The 19,036-nt window shown below is 62.3% G+C and carries 20 protein-coding genes; 7 read left to right on the top strand and 13 right to left on the bottom strand.

Annotated elements, in window-relative coordinates; genetic code table 11:
- Nucleotides 1-3: 3 nt before the first annotated feature.
- From GYH35_RS26360 to GYH35_RS26335, 6 genes are all read right to left on the bottom strand, one after another.
- The gene (locus GYH35_RS26360; RefSeq protein ID WP_161813211.1) at nucleotides 4-582 is read right to left on the bottom strand and encodes an NnrU family protein; all 579 of its coding nucleotides are present in this window, start codon (nucleotides 580-582) and stop codon (nucleotides 4-6) included.
- A gap of 21 nt (nucleotides 583-603) precedes the next feature.
- Nucleotides 604-2,289, bottom strand: a complete 1,686-nt coding sequence (locus tag GYH35_RS26355) for a thiamine pyrophosphate-binding protein (RefSeq protein ID WP_161829965.1) — start codon at nucleotides 2,287-2,289, stop codon at nucleotides 604-606.
- Nucleotides 2,290-2,338: 49 nt separating this feature from the next.
- The gene (locus GYH35_RS26350) at nucleotides 2,339-3,130 is read right to left on the bottom strand and encodes a Cof-type HAD-IIB family hydrolase (RefSeq protein WP_161829964.1); all 792 of its coding nucleotides are present in this window, start codon (nucleotides 3,128-3,130) and stop codon (nucleotides 2,339-2,341) included.
- Between the two features lie 105 nt (nucleotides 3,131-3,235).
- Nucleotides 3,236-4,510, bottom strand: a complete 1,275-nt coding sequence (locus GYH35_RS26345) for an Hsp70 family protein (protein ID WP_161829963.1) — start codon at nucleotides 4,508-4,510, stop codon at nucleotides 3,236-3,238.
- 68 nt (nucleotides 4,511-4,578) lie between these two features.
- The gene (locus tag GYH35_RS26340; RefSeq protein WP_161829962.1) at nucleotides 4,579-5,358 is read right to left on the bottom strand and encodes an NIPSNAP family protein; all 780 of its coding nucleotides are present in this window, start codon (nucleotides 5,356-5,358) and stop codon (nucleotides 4,579-4,581) included.
- A gap of 63 nt (nucleotides 5,359-5,421) precedes the next feature.
- Entirely contained in the window at nucleotides 5,422-6,045 is a 624-nt protein-coding gene (locus GYH35_RS26335; RefSeq protein ID WP_202624721.1) for a TetR/AcrR family transcriptional regulator, read from the bottom strand.
- A gap of 74 nt (nucleotides 6,046-6,119) precedes the next feature.
- Here GYH35_RS26335 and GYH35_RS26330 point away from each other — a divergent pair, with 74 nt between their 5' ends.
- Complete coding sequence (locus tag GYH35_RS26330; RefSeq protein ID WP_161829961.1) at nucleotides 6,120-6,725, top strand: DUF2946 family protein; 606 nt, start codon at nucleotides 6,120-6,122, stop codon at nucleotides 6,723-6,725.
- A 1-nt stretch (nucleotide 6,726) separates the two neighbouring features.
- On the opposite strand, the gene GYH35_RS26325 is transcribed toward GYH35_RS26330, so the two are convergent.
- Nucleotides 6,727-7,194: a GFA family protein gene (locus tag GYH35_RS26325; RefSeq protein ID WP_161829960.1), complete on the bottom strand. Its 468-nt coding sequence runs from the start codon at nucleotides 7,192-7,194 to the stop codon at nucleotides 6,727-6,729.
- Between the two features lie 156 nt (nucleotides 7,195-7,350).
- Here GYH35_RS26325 and GYH35_RS26320 point away from each other — a divergent pair, with 156 nt between their 5' ends.
- A complete protein-coding gene (locus tag GYH35_RS26320; RefSeq protein ID WP_161813204.1) occupies nucleotides 7,351-9,036 on the top strand; it encodes a tetratricopeptide repeat protein in 1,686 nt (561 codons plus the stop codon).
- A 9-nt stretch (nucleotides 9,037-9,045) separates the two neighbouring features.
- The gene (locus tag GYH35_RS26315) at nucleotides 9,046-9,714 is read left to right on the top strand and encodes a tetratricopeptide repeat protein (protein ID WP_161829959.1); all 669 of its coding nucleotides are present in this window, start codon (nucleotides 9,046-9,048) and stop codon (nucleotides 9,712-9,714) included.
- A gap of 6 nt (nucleotides 9,715-9,720) precedes the next feature.
- On the opposite strand, the gene GYH35_RS26310 is transcribed toward GYH35_RS26315, so the two are convergent.
- Both GYH35_RS26310 and GYH35_RS26305 read right to left on the bottom strand, forming a co-directional pair.
- Nucleotides 9,721-10,110 carry a VOC family protein gene (locus GYH35_RS26310; protein WP_161813202.1) on the bottom strand — a complete coding sequence of 130 codons (390 nt, stop codon included), beginning with the start codon at nucleotides 10,108-10,110 and terminating at the stop codon, nucleotides 9,721-9,723.
- Nucleotides 10,111-10,113: 3 nt separating this feature from the next.
- Nucleotides 10,114-10,941: an AraC family transcriptional regulator gene (locus tag GYH35_RS26305; protein ID WP_161829958.1), complete on the bottom strand. Its 828-nt coding sequence runs from the start codon at nucleotides 10,939-10,941 to the stop codon at nucleotides 10,114-10,116.
- Between the two features lie 111 nt (nucleotides 10,942-11,052).
- Here GYH35_RS26305 and GYH35_RS26300 point away from each other — a divergent pair, with 111 nt between their 5' ends.
- Nucleotides 11,053-11,481, top strand: a complete 429-nt coding sequence (locus GYH35_RS26300) for an organic hydroperoxide resistance protein (protein WP_161829957.1) — start codon at nucleotides 11,053-11,055, stop codon at nucleotides 11,479-11,481.
- A 24-nt stretch (nucleotides 11,482-11,505) separates the two neighbouring features.
- On the opposite strand, the gene GYH35_RS26295 is transcribed toward GYH35_RS26300, so the two are convergent.
- Nucleotides 11,506-11,967 (bottom strand): VOC family protein, encoded by a 462-nt coding sequence (locus GYH35_RS26295; protein WP_161829956.1) that lies wholly within the window; start codon nucleotides 11,965-11,967, stop codon nucleotides 11,506-11,508.
- 46 nt (nucleotides 11,968-12,013) lie between these two features.
- A complete protein-coding gene (locus GYH35_RS26290; RefSeq protein WP_161829955.1) occupies nucleotides 12,014-12,868 on the bottom strand; it encodes a helix-turn-helix transcriptional regulator in 855 nt (284 codons plus the stop codon).
- A gap of 206 nt (nucleotides 12,869-13,074) precedes the next feature.
- Between GYH35_RS26290 and GYH35_RS26285 the strand changes: the two genes are divergently transcribed.
- From GYH35_RS26285 to GYH35_RS26275, 3 genes are all read left to right on the top strand, one after another.
- The gene (locus tag GYH35_RS26285; RefSeq protein WP_161829954.1) at nucleotides 13,075-14,283 is read left to right on the top strand and encodes a multidrug effflux MFS transporter; all 1,209 of its coding nucleotides are present in this window, start codon (nucleotides 13,075-13,077) and stop codon (nucleotides 14,281-14,283) included.
- 132 nt (nucleotides 14,284-14,415) lie between these two features.
- Nucleotides 14,416-16,332 (top strand): alpha-amylase family glycosyl hydrolase, encoded by a 1,917-nt coding sequence (locus tag GYH35_RS26280; RefSeq protein ID WP_161829953.1) that lies wholly within the window; start codon nucleotides 14,416-14,418, stop codon nucleotides 16,330-16,332.
- A gap of 59 nt (nucleotides 16,333-16,391) precedes the next feature.
- Nucleotides 16,392-17,060, top strand: a complete 669-nt coding sequence (locus tag GYH35_RS26275; protein ID WP_161813195.1) for a phosphoribosyltransferase — start codon at nucleotides 16,392-16,394, stop codon at nucleotides 17,058-17,060.
- Here GYH35_RS26275 and GYH35_RS26270 read toward each other — a convergent pair.
- A complete protein-coding gene (locus GYH35_RS26270; RefSeq protein WP_161829952.1) occupies nucleotides 17,054-17,794 on the bottom strand; it encodes a nitrilase-related carbon-nitrogen hydrolase in 741 nt (246 codons plus the stop codon). The two genes, GYH35_RS26275 and GYH35_RS26270, sit on opposite strands and share 7 nt — an antisense overlap.
- A gap of 72 nt (nucleotides 17,795-17,866) precedes the next feature.
- Nucleotides 17,867-19,030, bottom strand: coding sequence for a cytochrome c peroxidase (locus GYH35_RS26265; protein WP_161829951.1), 1,164 nt, complete (start codon nucleotides 19,028-19,030; stop codon nucleotides 17,867-17,869).
- Nucleotides 19,031-19,036: the final 6 nt, after the last annotated feature.

Genomic DNA, 19,036 nt, shown 5'->3' with positions numbered 1-19,036 from the left:
GACTCACATCGCCAGCGGCGGCACTCCGATCAGCCAGGCATGCAGCCAGAAGACGAAAATGACATACAACGCGAGACCGCCGACCACGGCAATGAGATCGTTGTACTTGCCGGGCGGCGGTCCCGGCACGGGCCGGACCACGGCGCGGCGCTTCACTGAAATACGATCGGCCACGGCCCAGAGCAGAAACCCGCCAAACAACAGCAAGTCCGCGAGCATGCCGTTGGCGAGCAAATGCGCGAATGCCCAGGCCTTTACCGCGGCCAGCATCGGATGTTTCACCGCTGCCTTGATGCGCCCGGGCAGGTAGGCTGCCAGGAACAACGGGAACACCGGCAACATCAATAGCAAAGTGAGATGCCGCATCCACAGCGGCGGCGCGTACACGAGGATGGGATCCTGGCGAGCCACGCCGTAACCCCACACCAGCAACACGAACCCGATGATGGACAACAGCGAATAGATGCCCTTGTATGGCTTTTCGCCAGATCGCGCGACCGCCCTGCTCCGGAACGTCGGCGAGACGATCTCCACCGAGTGCACGCCGAGAAAGATCACCAGCCCCAGGATCAGGTACAGCATCGTGACTCCCGCTCGAGTGGTTTACGATTTCTGCGCAGCGTTGCGAATCGACTGCAAGGTCGCGTTCGGCGTGATCGCTTCCGGATCGATGCGAACTTCGATCAATGCCGGCTTGCCCGCCTTCAGGGCGCGCTCCAACGCCGGTCCAAATTGCTCGGTGCTCTCCACCAATTCACCGTGCGCTCCAAACGCCGTGGCAAACGCCGCGAAGTCCGGATTCACGAGCGATGTGCCGTACACCCGAGCCGGATATTCGCGCTCCTGGTGCATTCGGATCGTGCCATACATGTTGTTGTTGACCACGATGATGATGACATTCAGTTGATATTGAACCGCGGTCGCCAGTTCCTGGCCCGTCATCAGAAAGCAACCATCGCCAGCAAACGAGACGACGGTGCGCGTCGGATACAAAGCCTTGGCCGCGATGCCGGCGGGCACGCCGTATCCCATCGCACCCGACGTCGGCGCCAGTTGCGTCCGGAAGCCGCGGTAGCGATGGAACCGATGCGCCCAGGTCGTGTAGTTGCCCGCGCCGTTAGTCACGATGACATCCGGCGGCAGCACGCGATCCATGTGCTGGATCACGTCCCACATCTGCACCTTGCCCGGAATCTCTTTGCGTCCTTGCCACGCTCGATACTCGGCATTCGCAGCCACGACCTGCGCGTTGGACTCCTCGCGCGTGACCTTGGGCAGCGCCGCCAACGCGCGCGTCATGGCGGGCATGGTGGCGTTGATCATCAGTTCGGCGTGATAGAAGCGGCCGAGCTCGTCGGCTTCCGGATAGATGTGCACGAGCCGCTGCGCCGGGACCGGACCGGCGATCAGTCCGTAGCCGCTGGTGGTGATTTCGCCAAGCCGCGCGCCGAGCACGATCAGCAGATCCGATGCCTTCACCCGCTCGGCCAGCTTCGGGTTGATGCCGATGCCGATATCGCCTGCGTAATTGGGGTGCGCGTTATCGAACAGATCCTGCGAGCGAAACTCGCATCCCACCGGAATGTGCTGCGTTTCGGCGAAGCGCTGCAATTGATTGCAGGTTGCTTCGTCCCAGCCACTGCCGCCAACCAACAGGAACGGGCGCTGCGCTTCGCCCAGCATCTGCGACAACTGGCTGAGCGCCTCCGGCGCCGGTGCAGATTCGATCCGCTGCCACGGCCGCGCATCGGCGACGGCTGCGGTGCCGCTCAACACATCTTCTGGCAGCGCCAGCACCACCGGCCCCATGCGTCCGCTGGTTGCTACTTGATAAGCACGCGCGATGAACTCGGGAATCCGATCGGTGCGATCGATCTGCGCCACCCACTTCGACATCGGCCCGAACATGCGCCGGTAGTCGATCTCCTGAAACGCCTCGCGCTCCATGAAGTCGGTGCCGACCTGGCCGATGAGCAGAATCATCGGCGTCGAATCCTGGAAGGCAGTGTGTACACCGATGGATGCGTTGGTTGCGCCCGGCCCGCGCGTCACCAGGCAGATGCCGGGCTTGCCAGTCAGCTTCCCATAAGCCTCAGCCATGTTGGCCGCGCCGTTTTCATGACGACAGCTGATCAGCCTGATGCGATCGCGCACGGTATACAGCGCGTCGAGCACAGGCAGATAACTTTCGCCGGGCACGCAAAAAGCAAGCTCGGCTCCATGCGTCAGCAGTTGATCGACAATGAGTTGCCCGCCCGTGCGCTGCGGCTGGCTCGAGCTCGAAGTCATGGCGCCCACCTATCGTGGAGAAAACGCCAATCTTACCGCGAGTGCCAGGTTACCGGCTGCCGATGGCGAGCTTCAGCGCGTCCGCGAGCCCGGCCTCATCGACATGTCCGATAGTGCGCTCCGCCGCCGCGATGACCTCAGGATCGGCGTTGCCCATGGCAATGGGATGACCCACGACCCGCAACGCCGACAGATCGTTGCCCGAGTCGCCGATGTACATCACGTCGCGCATGTCGACGCGATACGCAGCAGCGATCTCACGCATGGCGACGCCTTTGCTCACACCGTGACGGGTCAGGCCAATGAATCGAACGTCAGGCATGAGCGGCGAACTCGAGTCAGCCATCTCGAGATCCGGAGGTGCGACGACTCGCCTGGCGTCTTCGGGCGAAAGCAGCCACTGCGCGCGTACCCATGGCGGCGACAATGTTTCATAGGGTCGCGGCTTGAACGGCAGACCGAGCAGCTCGGCATGTTCCTTCGCCCACGGCGCCTGGCTCTCGACGGCGTAATCGTCATCGCCATACAACTCGAGTACGTGACCGGTTTCGCGCGCATGTGAGATCAAGCCGCGAACGGATCCTTCAGGAAGCGGCGTGGAGCGCGACTCATGAGTCGCGAGGTTCACGACGCTCGCCCCGTTTTGAAAGATGTGCCAGCCGTCGTCGTCCAGACGACGCGCGTATTCCGCAGCCACGCCGAACGCGGGGCGGCCCGAACACAAGGCGAGATGAATTCCTTTGGCGCGCGCCTCGGCGGCGAGCCGCCAGATAACGCCCGGCACCTCGCCGGAGCTGCCGATCAAGGTGCCATCGACATCGATGCCAATCAGAGCAATCAACGGTGTCTTCCCAACGCGAGCACGGATGCCGAGTGTAGCGTGACCAGTGGACCCGCGGGCGAGTACAGCCGTCAGATTCGTCTCACCCGCGATCGAGCCTGGGCGTCAGCGCGGCACGCCCATCAGCGCCAGGCCTTGGGCGACCGAGGAAAACTCGTCGCCGCCGACCAGCTTGTCCGCTCCAAATTTCCTTGCGAACAGCTCGCGCACTGCTGGCACCAGCGCGGTGCCGCCCGTCATGAACACGCGGGTGAGATTTGCGGGATTCACACCTGCGGTACGGACCGCCTCGTCCGCGGTCGCCTCGATGCGGGACAGATCATCGGCGATCCATTGCTCGAATTCGGCGCGCGCGACCATGCGATCGATCTCGATCGGGCCCGCCTTGAAATTGAGCTTCGCAGTGTCCTGAGTCGTGAGCGTTTGCTTCACTCGCGACACGGCCTGAAACAACGTGAAGCCTTCTTCGTTGCGAATGACATGCACCAGCCCTTCGAACGCTTCCTGGTCGACGGCGGTGCGCAGAATGTCAGTGATGTGTCGCAGCGTCTGACGATTGTTCATCATCGACAGCTGATGCCAGCTCGCGAAGTTGGCATAGATCCACAACGGAATCGGCAGCTTCTTGGTTTCGGGCTGGAACTGCGAGCCCATGCCGAGCGCCGGACACACCGCGTTGTAGACGATCTGATAGTCGAAACGATCGCCAGCGATACCGATACCGGTCTGCGCCAGCGGCGTGAGCTTCGGCTGCGCCCCTTCAGCATTCACTTCGACGATCGAGAAGTCGCTGGTGCCACCACCGAGGTCGGCAACGAGCACCAGATGACGGCCCTTCGCTCTGCTCGCAAATGCGTACGCGGCGGCTTCAGGCTCCGTTCCAATTCGATCGGCCTCCCGCCCCGCGAAAGCAAAAGCTGCCTTCAGTCTCGTTTGCGCGAGCTCATCGTCCGGCGATGCGCCCGCAAATTCGATGGGCCGGCCGATGACGAGCGGCGCCTGAGTCAGCAGCTCTCGCGCGCCGGTCGCGTCATACAGATGCTGAAGCAATGTTCCAATCAACGACTCCAGCGTGTAGGTGTGCGTAAACACCTTGGTGTCGACGAATGCCCGGCTGCCGAGAAACGACTTCATCGATTGCACGAGCCGCGCCGGCCCGGTGCGCGAAATATAGTCGGCGATAGCGTCCGCACCGGCACTGCTGATGGGACGCTCTCGCGGATTCGGTTCCGCCGGCCGGAAACACAGAATCGATGGCAGGGCCGTACCCTCGCCGACTCGCGATGGCACTTTGAGCACGGTCGAGCCCAGATCTGCACCCACCACGGCAATAACGGTATTGCTGGTGCCGAAATCGACACCAATGGAAATGGGCTGCATGGGAGGTCGCCGGGGTAAAACGGCCGGCCATTGTAGCAGCTCGGCGGCCCGCTGCCGCCCCCGAATTCTCAGCGCAACAACGATCGGGGAGTCGGGGCAAGCCTCAACACCTGCGCGGCCCGTTCCTGATAGTCCTCGAGTTCGCGCCCGATGGCGCTACCGTCTAGTTTCCTGCGCAACGGATCGTAACCCGCCGCATCTTGCATCCGAGTAAACCAAACGAACACCTTCTCATGCTGCCGCACCGGCAACGCCGGGAAATTGTTCGGTGTCGCCTCAGTGACATAGCCCCCGAGCACAGGCACGCCCGCCGCTGTCAGTTCCGGCTTGAGTTTCTCGGCAAAAAAACGAGTGAAGCCTTCCGATGGGTCCTTCCACAGATAGTAGATCGTCACGACGATGATATTCGCCGCCGTTGGCTGATCGCCCGACTTCGTTCGCTCACTCGCTGCCGGAACACTGAGCGCCAACTCTGCCGTCGCGGGCTTTAGGAGCAGGACGTTGTCATTGTCCTCCAGCAGTGGATTCGCTTCACCACGATGCGCCTTCCACACCGGGCCGGTGTAGAAATCAGTGAGCGCCTTGCCGCGCGCGTCCATGTTTGGAAACTCACGCATCCACGTGAACCGGTTTGGATCGTCGAGATCGCGGAATTGACCGAGCAAGCGCATGCCGACCGCTTCCTGCCCTTCGATCAGCTTGCCGTCGAACACTGCGATCATTTCATCGCGCTTGTCCGCGAAGATCTTGTATTGACGCAGTTCGAGTACGGTCGGCGTTGTGACGGTCGAGTCTGCATGCGTGGTCATGGTGAATATCGCCAGTAATGCCGCCAGCAGGGTGCGCATCGGCAGGTCCTCCTCGAGGACGCCATTCCATAACGATCGTTCTGTTTTGTCAATGACGCCGCCTCAGGGCGCGAGTCGCTCCCGCAACTCAGGCAAGCATTGCAACAGCGGCGCGGGCGATTGTTGGACTTTGCATAACGCCATCGCGCCTGAATACACGGCAATGATGTACGCCGCGAGCGGCCCCGGCTTGGATCGCGGCAGCAACTGCTCATTCATGTCCTGTTTCAGCTTCGCCTCGATCTCGCTCTGCCAGTTCGCAAACACTCTCGCGAGGCTTCCTTGAAATTCCGGATCCGCGAACGCGAGCTCCAAGGTGAGATTGTTGAGCGGGCACCCGCGCACTGCGCTTCTCGCTTCCAGCTGCGCCGCGATGTTCTTGAACACCGCCGTCACTCCTTCGAGCGTCGACTTCGCCTCTCGCACTGGCGCAATCCACGTCTGCTCGACCTCCACAGCCACGCGCTCCTCGATCACCGTCAACCCCAGATCTTTCTTCCCAACGAAATGATGGTAGAAAGCGCCAGCCGTCACACCCGCTGCCTCGAAGATCGCCTGCATGCCAGTGGCGCAATAGCCTCGGCTTTGGAACAGCTCGGCTGCGACATCGAGAAAGCGCGCCCTCACGCCTTCCGGATCGTTCTTGCGTGCGGGCATGTAGCCCGCCTTTTTCTTTTTCGCCGCCATCGCCCACCTCGCACTCAACGCCGTACAAATCATACCAAGTTGAGATCGCCGACCGCTGTCGGCACACTGGCGCGATGGACGAATGGGTACTCAATGCATTGAAGCGCTGGCCGAACGTGCCGGCGTTGTTTGGCTGGCTGGGTCTGGATCGGCGCGGTCGGTGGCTCGTGCAGGGCGAGGCGATCAGCCATCCTCGCATCATCGACGTGATCAATCGGAACTACGCGGCGGACGAGCATGGCCGCTGGTATTTTCAGAACGGTCCACAACGCGGCTACATGCAACTCGAATCGACGCCGCTGATCCTGTTCGTTGCGGATGACAACGAGCATCTCACCACTCACACCGGGCTCGCGGTCGCGCAGCTTCACGCTGCTTATATAGATGAGGAAGGCTCGCTGGTGCTCACAACCGAACACGGTCCAGGCGAGCTCCGCGGCACGGATCTGCAGTGGGCCCTGGACAGATTGTCCATCGACGGCAACCCGGTGGACGACGATGCGCTCGCCACCGCACTTGGGCTGCCTTCCCAATCCCGCACCGACATCACACTGACGGTCGGCTCATCTCGACTAGCGCTGCAACGCCTGGACTTCGCTGGAGCGCCGTCGGCGTTGAGCTTCGATCGCGCGCCCGCGCCCCGCGAGGGAGAAAAGGTCTCGACGCGCGCGATGGATTGATTCAGCGCCCCGGACGGGGCCCGTGCTTTGCGTACTCTTCCACCAGCTTCGAGTAGTCTTCCATCGGTGGAAAACTTTCGTAACTGTGACTCGCACCGGTAACCGCCGAAGGCAGCCGCGTCTGCGTGCATGTTTCGATGAATGGCGCGACCCACGAAGCCTCGTCCAACAACGTCGGCCGCACGTTGACGAAATGATCCAGTCCTTCCGGCCGGGTGAACATCCAGCTCTTGCAGTGAGGACAGAAGAAGTGGCGTGTCGCCCCATGCAACCCGCCAATGACAGGCTCGCCTTGCGTGATCGCGAATCCTTCGACAGGAATTGCCGCGCTCAGTGAGTAGGCGCTGGCGCTCATACGCTGACAGCCTCGGCAATGACACGCCATGGTCAGCAATGGCGCGACGCTGATCCGGAAGCGCACCTGCCCGCATCGGCAGCCGCCATCCCAGGGAAGTTTCCAATCGCTCATGTTCAGGCCCGTGGTGAATTCGGCCCACTGTAAGGCACTGCAGCGAAGAAATCATCGCCCCGAGGTTTTCACGGATTTTTCACGCGTGGTATCACCCGACACTCACGACCGAAGAGCACTGTCGCGCACCGAAGCAACCAATGTGGGGAGACCGCTATGCGCACCAAGTTCTGCCTGGCCGTCGCCGGCTCGCTCTGGCTGGCCGCAGCCGCGCACGCCCAAGTGCCGGTTCATAAACATTATCAGGAGCACGAAGCCTTCGACTCGACCTCGCCCTCGGGCGCCGTCGCTCCCCGGCTGCAGAACGTGGGCAAGCACACGTTTCCCGTGACGACCAAATCGGAGCAGGCGCAGCGCTTCATGAACCAGGGATTGAACCTCACCTACGGTTTCAACCACGCCGAAGCCGGGCGAGCGTTCGCTGAGGCAGCGCGACTGGACCCGAACGCCGCCATGGCCTACTGGGGTCAGGCGCTGGTGCTCGGCCCGAACATCAATGCCGCGATGGAACCGCAGCAGGAACCGAAGGCGCTCGAGCTCATCAAAAAGGCCCAATCGCTCAAGGGCAATGTGAGCCAACGCGAACGGGACTACATCGACGCGCTCGCCCTGCGGTTTACCGGCAAGCCCGAAGATCGCGCCGCCGCGGATCAAGCCTACGCCGGCGCGATGCGCATCGTGCAGGAAACCTATCCGGACGATCTCGACGCCGCGACGCTGTACGCCGAGTCGGTGATGGATCTGCGCCCGTGGAATTACTGGACTCGCGATGGCCGCCCCTATGATCAAACCCACGACATCATCAAAGCGCTCGATCGCGTGCTCGCGAACAACCCGGATCATCCGGGCGCGCTGCACTACTACATCCATCTCTGGGAGGCGAGCAATACGCCGGAAAAAGCCGAAGCTGCGGCTGATCGGCTGTTACCTCTCGCGCCGGCAGCCGGTCATCTCGTGCACATGCCGGGACATATTTTTCAACGCGTAGGCCGCTATGCCGACGCGATGAAAGCCAATCAGATGGCCATCCTCGCCGACGAGGATTACATCACTCAGTGTCGTGCGCAGGGCCTGTACCCGCTGGGCTACTACCCTCACAACGTGCACTTCCTGTGGTTCGCGGCCAGCATGGCGGGTCAAAGCAAGATCGCGATCGACTCGGCCAACAAGACCGCGCAAGCGATTCCAGCCGAGGCGCTCAAGGAAATGCCTCTCCTGCAAACCTTCGTGCTCCCGCCGGACTTCGCCCTGGTGCGCTTCGGCAAGTGGGATGAGATCCTCGCCGCGCCGGCGCCTCGAGCGGACACGCTCTTCACGCGCGGCGTGCGTCACTACGCGCGCGGCATGGCCTTCATTCGCAAGAACGACTTGGGCGCTGCGAAGCAAGAGATCGAGGCCGTGCGCAAGATCGCGAAAGATCCGAAGCTGACCGCAGCGCCGACCTCGATGTCGCTCAATCTCGCCGACTCCGTGTTGCGAGTCGCGGTTGAGGTGCTCGATGGCGAACTGGCCGCCGCGCAAGGCAACTACGACGTAGCCATCGCTCATCTGGATCGCGCCGTGAGATATCACGACAACCTGATCTACACCGAGCCCGACGATTGGCATCAGCCGGTCCGTCACGCGCTCGGCGCGGTGCTGCTCGATGCAGGCCGGCCGGCCGAAGCCGAAGCGGTGTATTGGGAAGATCTGCGTCGCAATCCGAAGAACGGCTGGTCGTTGTTCGGCTTGCACAAGGCACTGCAGGCGCAGAACAAGCTGGAGCAAGCCAAGCTCGTCGAGGCCGACTTCAAGAAGGCTTGGGCGGATGCCGACGTAACACTCACTGCCTCACGCTTCTAAGTATCGAACATGAGTGGCATGCAATTTCATCGACCACTCGCGGCGCTGCTGTGGATCATCGCCACGGCAGCACCGGTTTACGCCGACGGTCCGGGCGCTTATCGCCCGCCGCCGCGCTCCGCTCCGCCGCCGGCGATCTCGGAGCAGAGTGCGATCGACGCGTACAACGTGGGCTATGCCGCGATCCAGCGCGCGGATCATTCGCAGGCGCTGGCCGAAGCTTCAAGTGACGTGAAGGAAAAAGCCGAGGCGGAACGCGCCGCGCGCGATTCGTACAAGGAATCCTTGGGACATTTCGAAGAAGCCGTGCGACTCGATGCGTCGATGCACGAGGCTTACACCTACCTCGGTTATGCGAACCGCAAGCTGGGCAACCACGACAAGGCGCTGGCGGCGTATCAACAGGCGTTGCAGATCTCTCCCGATTATCCGCACGCCATTGAGTATCAGGGCCAGGCATTCCTCGGCCTGAATCGTCTCGATGAGGCGCGCTTCAACTATCTGCGCTTGTACGCGCTCAACAAGGGTCAGGCCGCGAAGTTGCTAAAGGCAATGCGCGAATGGGTTGCCGCTCATCAGAACGATTCCATCGAAGGCGTCGACGTGAGCGGCTTTGGCGAATGGGTCGCGCAACGCTCGGAGATCACGCGCGACGATGTGCCCTCGTCGGGCTGGTGAGCCCCATCACACCGTGATCTCGATCCGATTGCCATCGGGATCGAGCACCACGCTTTCGTAGTAACCGTCGCCGGTGCGGCGAGGCCCATCGAGCACCGGATAGCCGTCGTCTTTCAAACGCTGCGTGAGTGCGTCGACGCGCTCTTCGGAACCCACCGACATGGCGAAGTGAGTCAGTCCCATGCGCTGCGCGCCCGCTTCGATGACAACTGGAGACAGCGTGGCGGTCTTCATGAATTCCAGGCGCGCGCCGTCGCTGAAACTGAGGAAGACGGATTCGAAACCCTTGGCAGGATTGCGATAGCCGCTGCCGGCGACGGCGTCGAAGTAGGTGACGTAGAAATTCCTGATCCGAGTCAGGTCGTCCGTCCACAGAGCCAGATGTTCGATGCGCATGTGTTATATCGCCTGGGCCTGTTTCCATTCGCGCGGCGACAGTCCGCTCTGCACTTTGAATGCGCGAGACAGCGCCGCTTCGCTGCCGTAGCCCACTTCGACGGCAATCATTTTGAGCGAGCGCCCTTGGCGTAGCGCCTGCTGCGCCAGACTCACGCGCCAGTTCTGAAGATAAGCACCGGGCGTGAGACCGACGGCGTCGCGAAACGCGTTCGCAAACACACTGCGGGACATGCCCGCCTTGTCCGCCAACTCTTCCAGCGACCACTCGTGCGCGGGCTGCTCGTGCATGGCGACCAGCGCATGTCGAAGCTTTGGATGGCCCATACCCGCCAGCATGCCGCTGCGAATCTGTCCGCTCTCCATCAGGTGGCGCAACACTTGAATCAACACCACTTCGAACAAGCGATTCACCAGCGCCTGACGGCCGCAACGCTGATTGAAGGCTTCATCGAAGAGCAACGACAGCACGCCGTCCGCACCTTCGATGTCAGCCAGCGGCGCGCAGATGACTGGCGGCAACGCGGCTGCGATTGGATTGGCCACGCCACCATCGAAGTGCAAGTTCGCACAGGCGAGGTCGGCGCCGCGTTTCGCATCAGTGACAAAGCGATGCTTCAGCGGCCGTGGATACAGCAGCAAGCTGGGCTCGACAACATGCATCGGGCTTTCGCCGTCATGCGTGACCTCAACCGGCCCCAGCTTGATGAGATGCAGTTGCCCCGTGTCCGGCAAAGTCGGCACTTCGTTCAATCCGCAGAGCGCCCCGGAGTGGAACATGCGGGCATGCACCGCAAAGTGCGTCAGCAGGGACTCCAGACGGTCGACCATTCCCATATTCCTGATCAAGTTTTGCGGATTTTAGGTGAGCTGGGGTCCGGGCTGCACGCGTACAGTCTCTCCCACTGACGCACACCACCCACACAACCCAAGGAGCACGTCATGTCGATCGAGAAAGTTCTATACACCGCCCAGGCCACCGCCACCGGGGGCCGCGATGGCCGAGCCAAGTCTTTGGACAATGTCCTCGATATCCAGCTGTCCACGCCGCGCGAACTGGGTGGGGCAGGCGGTCCGGGCACGAATCCGGAGCAACTGTTCGCCGCCGGCTACTCGGCATGCTTCCTGGGCGCGCTGAAGTTCGTGGCCGGCAAGGAAAAGGTCGCTCTGCCGGCGGACACGACCGTCACCGGCCGCGTCGGCATCGGCGCAATCCCGACCGGCTTCGGCATCGAAGCCGAGCTGCGCATCAACGTGCCCGGCCTGCCGAAGGATCAGGTGCAGAAGCTGGTCGAGAAGGCGCACATCGTTTGCCCGTACTCGAACGCCACTCGCGGCAACATCGATGTAAAGCTCGTCGTGGTCGAGTGACGCCTGGTCGAGCTGTTCGGCGAGCTAGCCCTCGCTGAACAGCTCGGTGTAACGCCGTTGCATTTCTTCCGGCGTGACATCTTCGATGTGACCGCCGAGCAGCCATTCGTGACCGAACGGATCGCGCACGGTGCCGGAACGCTCGCCATAGAATTGATTCTGCAAAGGGCGCACCACGGTTGCGCCCGCCGCGACCGCCTGCTCGAACAAGCGATCGACGTCACTGGCGTGAATGTGGATCGACACGCTGGTGCCGCCGATCGAGCGCGGCCCGCGAATGCCCATCTCCGGATATTCATCCGACAACATGAGCGTCGCCGGCCCGATCTTCACCTCGGCGTGACCGACTTTGCCGTTGGGCTCGACCAGCCGGAACAATTCCTTGGCGCCGAACGCGCGCGCATAGAAATCGATGGCTGCCTTGGTGTCATGCAGCCGCAAGTAGGCATACACGTCGTGAATGGTCTGCTCGCCCTTATCGCTCATGGCCGCTCCTGGTGCGCGCAAGGATGTCTCGCGCTGGAGCATAGTGTCACGCCTGGCGGCGCACGAGTCTTGAAGCTTTTTTACCTGGCGTGACGAGGTGGTGATGCTCGCTATTCGCCGCTGGCGGGCAATAGGCGGACGGCGCGACGCCGGCGAGCTCGCGGAACTCCCGGGAGAAGTGCGCCTGATCCGCATAGCCGGCGGCAAACGCCACGTCGGCGAGTTTCGCCCCACCGTCGCTCGAACCTCGAGCCAACCGAGCGAGCGTGCTGGAGAAACGCTGCACGCGATAGAAGTGCTTCGGCGTGAGGCCCACGGCCGAATGAAACAATTCGATGAAGTGACGCGGGCTGTAACCGGTGCGGCGTTGAATCTCCTCCACGCGCGGAGTGCCGAGCCCTTCGGGCCGTAACGCGTACGCAACGGCCGGATGAATCAACAACGGCCGGCGGATCCTCGCGATCAACTCCGCTTCCAGCGCTCGGCACACATCCATCGGCTCGCGGATCGAGGCCAGCCTGTCGTGCAGCTCGTGCCCGCGATAACCCCACAGCTCCTCGATGGAAACGTGACGATCGCGCAGCTCATCCAACGATACGCCGAGAATCGCCGCCGCCATGCCGACCCGAAACGATGCGCCGACCACGACGCCCGGTGGCTTCGGCCCGGCGAGGTAATAACGGGACTGAGGACCATGAACCACGCCGCGAGCCCACGAATGCCATTCGACTTTGCTGCCCGGCGCGGCCCAGTGAATGGGCGTGTCATGCAACGGGATGACGAGCTGCGCCTTGCCAGAAGGCAGCATGTGCTCCCAGTGCTGGTAATGCTCGCGGCGCTGACTCAGCCAGATGCAGTCGATCGCGGCATCCAGCGGAGGGGCGGGACTGTATCGGATCATGGCTCCTTATACTCCCGGCCGGCCGGGCGCGCGATGCGATGGACACACCGGTCCCTGGAGTTGTACTCTGACGCCCTCAGCGCAGCCTTCAGCGCCCCGGGCATCGGCCAGACCGGCCATCGAGAGCGAGCGCTCGCCCGCAGCCCGACCTTTTTCCAGCCTGTTACATATTTCCCACGACGGAGCGATCCGCCGTTATTTCCCGTATGCGAAGACATCCTACGTTCCTGATCATCGTGCTCGGCTTCTTGAATGCGCTGACACCGTTCACCATCGACCTGTATCTGCCGGCGTTTCCGCAGATCGCAGCGGACCTTGGCGTCGCGGTGTCGCGCATGTCGCTGAGCGTGTCGGTGTACTTCATCGGCTTTGCGCTCGGGCAGGTCATCTACGGTCCCTTGCTCGATCGCTTCGGCCGGCAGCGGCCGATCTACGGCGGCCTGGCCATCTATGTGCTCGCCACGCTCGGCTGCATGACGACCACTTCGTTCGAAGGCTTGCTGATATATCGATTCATTTCGGCGCTCGGCGGCAGCGCGGCGTCGGTCGGCGCCATTGCGTTGGTCCGCGATCACATTCCCGCTGAAAAGGCGGCTCGCGCCTTTGCGACGCTGATGCTCGTGCTGAGTGTGTCGCCGCTGCTCGCACCGAGCATCGGCAGTTTGATCACGACCGTCGCGAGCTGGCGGGCGATCTTCGCTGTCCTGGCCGCACTGGCCATCGCCGATCTGGCGCTCGTGATGTTCGCAGTGCCTCGCACGTATTCGCCCGATCCCACGGTGAGCCTGCGACTCACGCCGATTCTTCGTACGTTTCGCGACGCCCTCGCCCAGCCTCAGTTCCGGACCTACACGCTCGCGGGCTCATTGTCCTTCGCCGGCTTGTTCGTATTCGTTTCCGGTTCGCCGGCGGTCTTCATGGACGGCTTCGGCGTCGGGCCGGGCGGCTTCGGCGCAATCTTCGCCATTCTCGCCGGCGGCATGATTCTCGGCGGCCAGTTGAATCATTTGCTGTTGAAACATTTCTCCAGCGAGCTGGTGTTCCGTCGCGCTTTGTCCGTTCAAGTGATCGGCGGCATCGCATTCCTGGCGCTGTCGATGACCTTCGATCTCGGCAAGTGGGCCACGGTCGTGCTGTTGTTCGTATTCCTGCACTGTGCCGGCATCACCTATCCGAATGCCGCGGCATTGGCGCTGAAGCCCTTCACCAAGAACATCGGCAGTGCATCGTCGCTGCTCGGCTTTCTGCAACTGGGCATGGGGGCGCTCGCGGCTGCATTGGTCGGCGTGCTGGATTTGACCGGCCCGCTTCCCATGGCCTTTGTCATGGCGATCTGCTCGACCGCGGGCTGGATCCTGCTGAATTCGACGCGTCGCTCGAGCAGTGAGGAAGTTGGCGAACAAACGTCGGGATAGGCCTACTCGGAATTCCCAGAATGCAATCGAACGGCTGCTGGCTATTCTGCCCTCATGCAGGTTCGCCGGCTCCGCTCCCTGATCGTCGCGCTCTGCGCGCTCAGCTGCGTATCGCATGCAGCCGAGGCTCCGGTGGAGTTCGATACAGCCGGCGGCGACGCATGGACCTTCGACAAATACATCGAAGGTCGAGTCGACCCATCGGCTTGCGACGAAGTGCTGATTCAAGGTCCGGCCGCAACCTCGGTCGCAACCCTTCAAGACCATCGATTCCGCGCGTCCGTGCCACTTCGCAGTGGCGGCAACGACCTTCGCGCGCGATGTATTCGAGACGGACGCGAGGTCGCACGATCTTCCACTCAACGTTGGCAGGTTCGTATCGAGGACCGGCCACGCGCCTGGATCCGCACTCGCATCGACGGACGAAATATATTGATGGATGCCGCTGGCAGCGAGATGGCGCCCGGCGCTGCGGCGCCGATCGTGCACTATGATTGGCGACCCCGGCGAGGCAATGCAGCGCCGCTGACGCTCACCTCCCGATCTGTGCTCGATGTCACGCCGGCGACCACACCGACGATCCAGATCGAGCCGCCGGATGTGGACGGAAAATATTACGTGACGCTGCGCGTGACGGATGCGCTTGGCCGCAGCGATGAAAGCACCAGCGTCTTCAGCATCACCGACGGCTCGCCGGAAGAGATCGACCTCGACGATCACCGCCCGCCGTGGATCTCACGAAGCGTTCTGTACGGCGTGGCTCCTTTTGCATTCGGTCACAACGGTTACGACGATGTGCGCAAACGCTTGCCGGAGATCGCCGCGCTCGGCGTCTCAGCGATCTGGTTGTCGCCCGTCACTGGCGCACCCACCGAAGACTTCGGCTATGCGGTGACGGATCATTTCCAGTCGCGCGCCGAATTTGGAACGAAACTGCAGCTCGAGGCGCTGATCGCAGCAGCGCACGCTCACGGCCTGCGCGTACTCATCGATTTCATCCCGAATCATCTGGCGGCAGCGCATCGCTATTACATCGATGCCGCCGACCGTCGGCAGCGTTCGCCCTACTTCAACTGGTTCGAGCGCGGCCCGGACGGCCAGGTGACGAACTACTTCGACTGGGAGCATCTGAAAAATCTCGAGTACGACAACCCCGAAGTGCAGCGCTACATGATCGAGGCCTTCAGCTATTGGGTACGCGAGCTCAACGTCGATGGCTTCCGCGTGGATGTGAGCTGGGGCGTGCGCGAGCGGGCGCCCGAGTTCTGGCCTCGCTGGCGAGCGGAGCTGAAGCGCATCGATCCGGATCTGCTGCTGATTGCGGAAGCCTCCGCCCTCGATGGCTATTACTTCCAACACGGCTTCGATGCCGCGTATGACTGGACAATGAAACTCGGCGAATGGGCCTGGAACGATGCGTTCGCGAGCAAGCCACCCGATCTGAACAAGCTGCGCGCGGCGCTATTGAAGAGCAGCCAGGGTCTTCCCGAACCTGGCCTCGTGCTGCGGTTCCTGAACAACAACGATACTGGTGACCGCTTCATCACGCGGCATGGCGCCGGGCTCACTAGGGTCGCAGCCACCATGCTACTTACTCTGCCGGGCTTGCCTCTCATATATAACGGCGATGAAGTGGGTGCGGAGTTTCTGCCGTACGACGAGCAGCCCCTGTCGTGGGAGGATCGTCACCGCCTGGTAGCCCATTACACCAAGCTCGTTCGACTCCGAAAGGAAATCGCAGCCTTGCACTCACCCGACATGGAGCTGCTTGCGTCGAATCGAGACGACGCGGTGCTTGCATACATCCGTCGCCCGAGCGAGTCGGTCGCGGACTGCTATCAATCTGGAAGCGCGCTAGTGCTGCTGAACTTCAGCGACCGATCCATCGACCTGAATCTGTCGTCTGCAGCCGCGGCCGCTCGGATGCTGCTCGAGAGCCGCCTGCAAGATCGCCTGACAGGCGATTACTTCGCCCCTGCATCGAAGTCTTTGCATCTCGAGCCTTTCGAGGCCCGCATTCTGACTGCTGACATCGAGTCCTGCGACTGAGCCGAGCACCGGAACCAATCGGCCAGTCATGGATTGCTCGGACAGAGGCCGATCCGGTGATGTCACCCAGCTACACACCTTTCAGCGATCGCCGGGACGCCGGACGACAGCTGGCCGCAGCCCTTCAGGAACATCCGTTCGCCGATCCCGTCGTGCTGGCGCTACCGCGTGGCGGCGTGCCTGTGGGATATGAAGTTGCACACACGCTGCACGCTCCGCTCGACGTGCTGTTGGTACGCAAGCTCGGCGCGCCCGGCTATGAAGAGTTTGGCATCGGCGCACTCGTGGACGGCGCCGATCCCCACGTCGTGCTCAATGAGGATGCCATCGAGATGCTCCACGTGCCGCCGACCTATATCGAGCAGGAGTGCGACCGGCAACTCGCCGAGGTCGAGCGCCGACGAAAACTATATTGCGGAAATACCCAGGCAGTCGCGGTGGACGGCCGCACTGTCATCATCGTCGACGATGGCGTTGCCACGGGCGGGACCGTGCTCGTGGCCATCAAGGCGATTCGCGATGCATCCGCCGAACGCGTGGTCGTGGCAGTCCCTGTTGCGCCCCCGGACATCCTCGTCAAACTCATCCGAGAAGCCGACGAGGTCGTGTGCCTGTTCTCACCCGCGAATTTCAGCGCCGTCGGCGCTCACTACACCGACTTCGAGCAGACCAGCGACGCGGAAGTCATCGAACTACTGGCCGCGCAACGGGCCGAGCGCGCTCAGTGAGCAAACACGTCGAAGTGCCGCATCTCGCCCTTGGTCGCGTGTAGCGCCACATCCATGGAAAGAAACGGCTCATCGGCGCTGGTCTGACCCAGCAACTGACCTTCTGGCGAGATGATCCACGCCTGACCGCCGAACGCGCCAGATCGGTTCGACGACACCGCAAATGCGTGCGCATGCTGAGCGAGCGAACACGCGCGCTGCATGGTATCGCCCAGCGCCGGGATGTCGCCGGCCCTGGGAATTGCCAGGACATCGACGTGCTCCGCTTCATAACCGCGAGGCGCCCACATCTCGCTGCCGATCAACATGGCGACGCGCAAGCCTCGCACTTCGACCGGAACGAACTCCGCCGTTGCGCTGTCGTACCACGATCCTTCGCGCGCACCTTTGGCGTCCGGCAGGAAAGATTTGGCGTGCACCGAGAGCATGCCCAGCGGCTCTTCCCAAAGAAAGCCTTCGTCATATCGCTCGTTGCCGAAGTCGACCGGCCGGGACGCCATCACGATCGCCGGACTCAGATCGCGCAGCCGAGACTCCCATTCGTCATGAGAGCGGACCGCCGCCGCCCACACCTCCCGATCGAATCGATCGGAGCTCGCAAACCAACTGCTGAAAGGCATATCCGGCAGCACGACCAGATCGCTGTGCTCGGCGCGCACGTGGTCCACGAGGTCTCCCCACGCCGTATCGAACGACTTGCGCTGGTCCGGCAACTCACAGACGGTGATTTTCATGGCGCACCCCTGTCAGAAAGGCCCGTTACGAAAAGACGGGCCACTGCCGGCCTTTGTTCCAGCCGGCGCTGCCTATTGCATCAACTTCATATAGGCGATCATGTCCTTCTGATCCTGCTCGGTGAGCGTCAGGCCGAGCACCGAGAAGAAACGAGCGTACTGCTGCATGACCTCTTCGAGCGTCTTCGCTGAGTTGTCGTGGAAGTAAGGTGCGGTGCGCGTCACTCCCCACAACGACGGAATCTTGAAAGCATTCAAGCTTTCGAAATCGGTGGAGCCAGTAATCAGCGCGCGGCCGGGATCGGGGCTCGACACGGTCGTGGTCGTGCCATCGGGGTTGGTAAACACGAAGTCATAAACCGGATTGCCGGCGATATTCACTTCGGACACACCGACGCTCTGGAACCGGCCGCCGCGCGCGAACGGCGGGAAGGGCCCGAACTCATTGGTCTCGTTGAGCATGGGACCGCTGTGACAGTTGGCGCACAGTCCCGACTTGAAATCGCCTTCCAGCGGCACGTCGAGGAAGAAGCGTCGGCCGCGAGTCTCGGCTGCCGTGCGCGGGGTGGGCAACTTCGGCTTGATGCCGAAATAGGCGTACTTGAATGTCGTCAGCGAACTGAAGAACTGAGGCGTGTGCTGATACGCGGCGATCAGCTCCAGGTCGCGCTGCTTCGGTTCACGACGCACTTGTGCGTGATCGAATATCGCGCCGCGAGCCTGTGCGATCAGATCGGGCTGCCGGCCGTCGTGCATCAGCACGGGATCGAGCGCCGGTGTATTCAACGTCGACGGCGCACCGCGTCTCACCACGACGCTGCGTGCTTCAGGATCGTTCGCCAGGCGGACGTTGTCCGGCAGCGGGATTCGCACAAGGAACGTTGCGTCGGCGAGCATCCGCTCGGTCCCATGACCCGCGCCGTCATCGCTGCCGTCGGCAAGGAATAGCGGATCCTTTCGATTGCGATCGTAGCGTTTGCGCGCATCGGCCGGCGACACGGTGCCTGTCTCGGGGCTGTGGCAAGTGAGACAGGTGCGGCCGTTGCCCCCGAAGGTCTCGCGTTCGAACAACTGGCGCGCCTTCAGGAAATCCAGCGGCCCGCGAAAGAACTCGAGGCCCGCGGCGTCGTGGGCGGAGATGTCTGCTACGCTTTCGGCCGGCTCGCTTGCGATGGCAAGCGCCGGCAACAGAGCCAGCGCCAACGCGAATTGCCTGGACTTGGAACGAGCCAGCATTACTTT

This window comes from Steroidobacter agaridevorans (genome assembly GCF_009932555.1).
Taxonomy (GTDB): Bacteria; Pseudomonadota; Gammaproteobacteria; order Steroidobacterales; family Steroidobacteraceae; genus Steroidobacter; species Steroidobacter agaridevorans.
Note: the sequence above shows the minus strand (reverse complement) of the source record. Positions and strands in the feature narration are given on the sequence as shown.

What these genes read in the sequence shown, in the direction of transcription:
- GYH35_RS26360 (WP_161813211.1), bottom strand. Translation starts at nt 582, where the DNA reads ATGCTGTACCTGATCCTGGGGCTGGTGATCTTTCTCGGCGTGCACTCG.
- GYH35_RS26355 (WP_161829965.1), bottom strand. Translation starts at nt 2,289, where the DNA reads ATGACTTCGAGCTCGAGCCAGCCGCAGCGCACGGGCGGGCAACTCATT.
- GYH35_RS26345 (WP_161829963.1), bottom strand. Translation starts at nt 4,510, where the DNA reads ATGCAGCCCATTTCCATTGGTGTCGATTTCGGCACCAGCAATACCGTT.
- GYH35_RS26340 (WP_161829962.1), bottom strand. Translation starts at nt 5,358, where the DNA reads ATGCGCACCCTGCTGGCGGCATTACTGGCGATATTCACCATGACCACG.
- GYH35_RS26335 (WP_202624721.1), bottom strand. Translation starts at nt 6,045, where the DNA reads ATGGCGGCGAAAAAGAAAAAGGCGGGCTACATGCCCGCACGCAAGAAC.
- GYH35_RS26330 (WP_161829961.1), top strand. Translation starts at nt 6,120, where the DNA reads ATGGACGAATGGGTACTCAATGCATTGAAGCGCTGGCCGAACGTGCCG.
- GYH35_RS26325 (WP_161829960.1), bottom strand. Translation starts at nt 7,194, where the DNA reads ATGAGCGATTGGAAACTTCCCTGGGATGGCGGCTGCCGATGCGGGCAG.
- GYH35_RS26320 (WP_161813204.1), top strand. Translation starts at nt 7,351, where the DNA reads ATGCGCACCAAGTTCTGCCTGGCCGTCGCCGGCTCGCTCTGGCTGGCC.
- GYH35_RS26315 (WP_161829959.1), top strand. Translation starts at nt 9,046, where the DNA reads ATGAGTGGCATGCAATTTCATCGACCACTCGCGGCGCTGCTGTGGATC.
- GYH35_RS26310 (WP_161813202.1), bottom strand. Translation starts at nt 10,110, where the DNA reads ATGCGCATCGAACATCTGGCTCTGTGGACGGACGACCTGACTCGGATC.
- GYH35_RS26305 (WP_161829958.1), bottom strand. Translation starts at nt 10,941, where the DNA reads ATGGTCGACCGTCTGGAGTCCCTGCTGACGCACTTTGCGGTGCATGCC.
- GYH35_RS26300 (WP_161829957.1), top strand. Translation starts at nt 11,053, where the DNA reads ATGTCGATCGAGAAAGTTCTATACACCGCCCAGGCCACCGCCACCGGG.
- GYH35_RS26295 (WP_161829956.1), bottom strand. Translation starts at nt 11,967, where the DNA reads ATGAGCGATAAGGGCGAGCAGACCATTCACGACGTGTATGCCTACTTG.
- GYH35_RS26290 (WP_161829955.1), bottom strand. Translation starts at nt 12,868, where the DNA reads ATGATCCGATACAGTCCCGCCCCTCCGCTGGATGCCGCGATCGACTGC.
- GYH35_RS26285 (WP_161829954.1), top strand. Translation starts at nt 13,075, where the DNA reads ATGCGAAGACATCCTACGTTCCTGATCATCGTGCTCGGCTTCTTGAAT.
- GYH35_RS26275 (WP_161813195.1), top strand. Translation starts at nt 16,392, where the DNA reads ATGTCACCCAGCTACACACCTTTCAGCGATCGCCGGGACGCCGGACGA.
- GYH35_RS26270 (WP_161829952.1), bottom strand. Translation starts at nt 17,794, where the DNA reads ATGAAAATCACCGTCTGTGAGTTGCCGGACCAGCGCAAGTCGTTCGAT.
- GYH35_RS26265 (WP_161829951.1), bottom strand. Translation starts at nt 19,030, where the DNA reads ATGCTGGCTCGTTCCAAGTCCAGGCAATTCGCGTTGGCGCTGGCTCTG.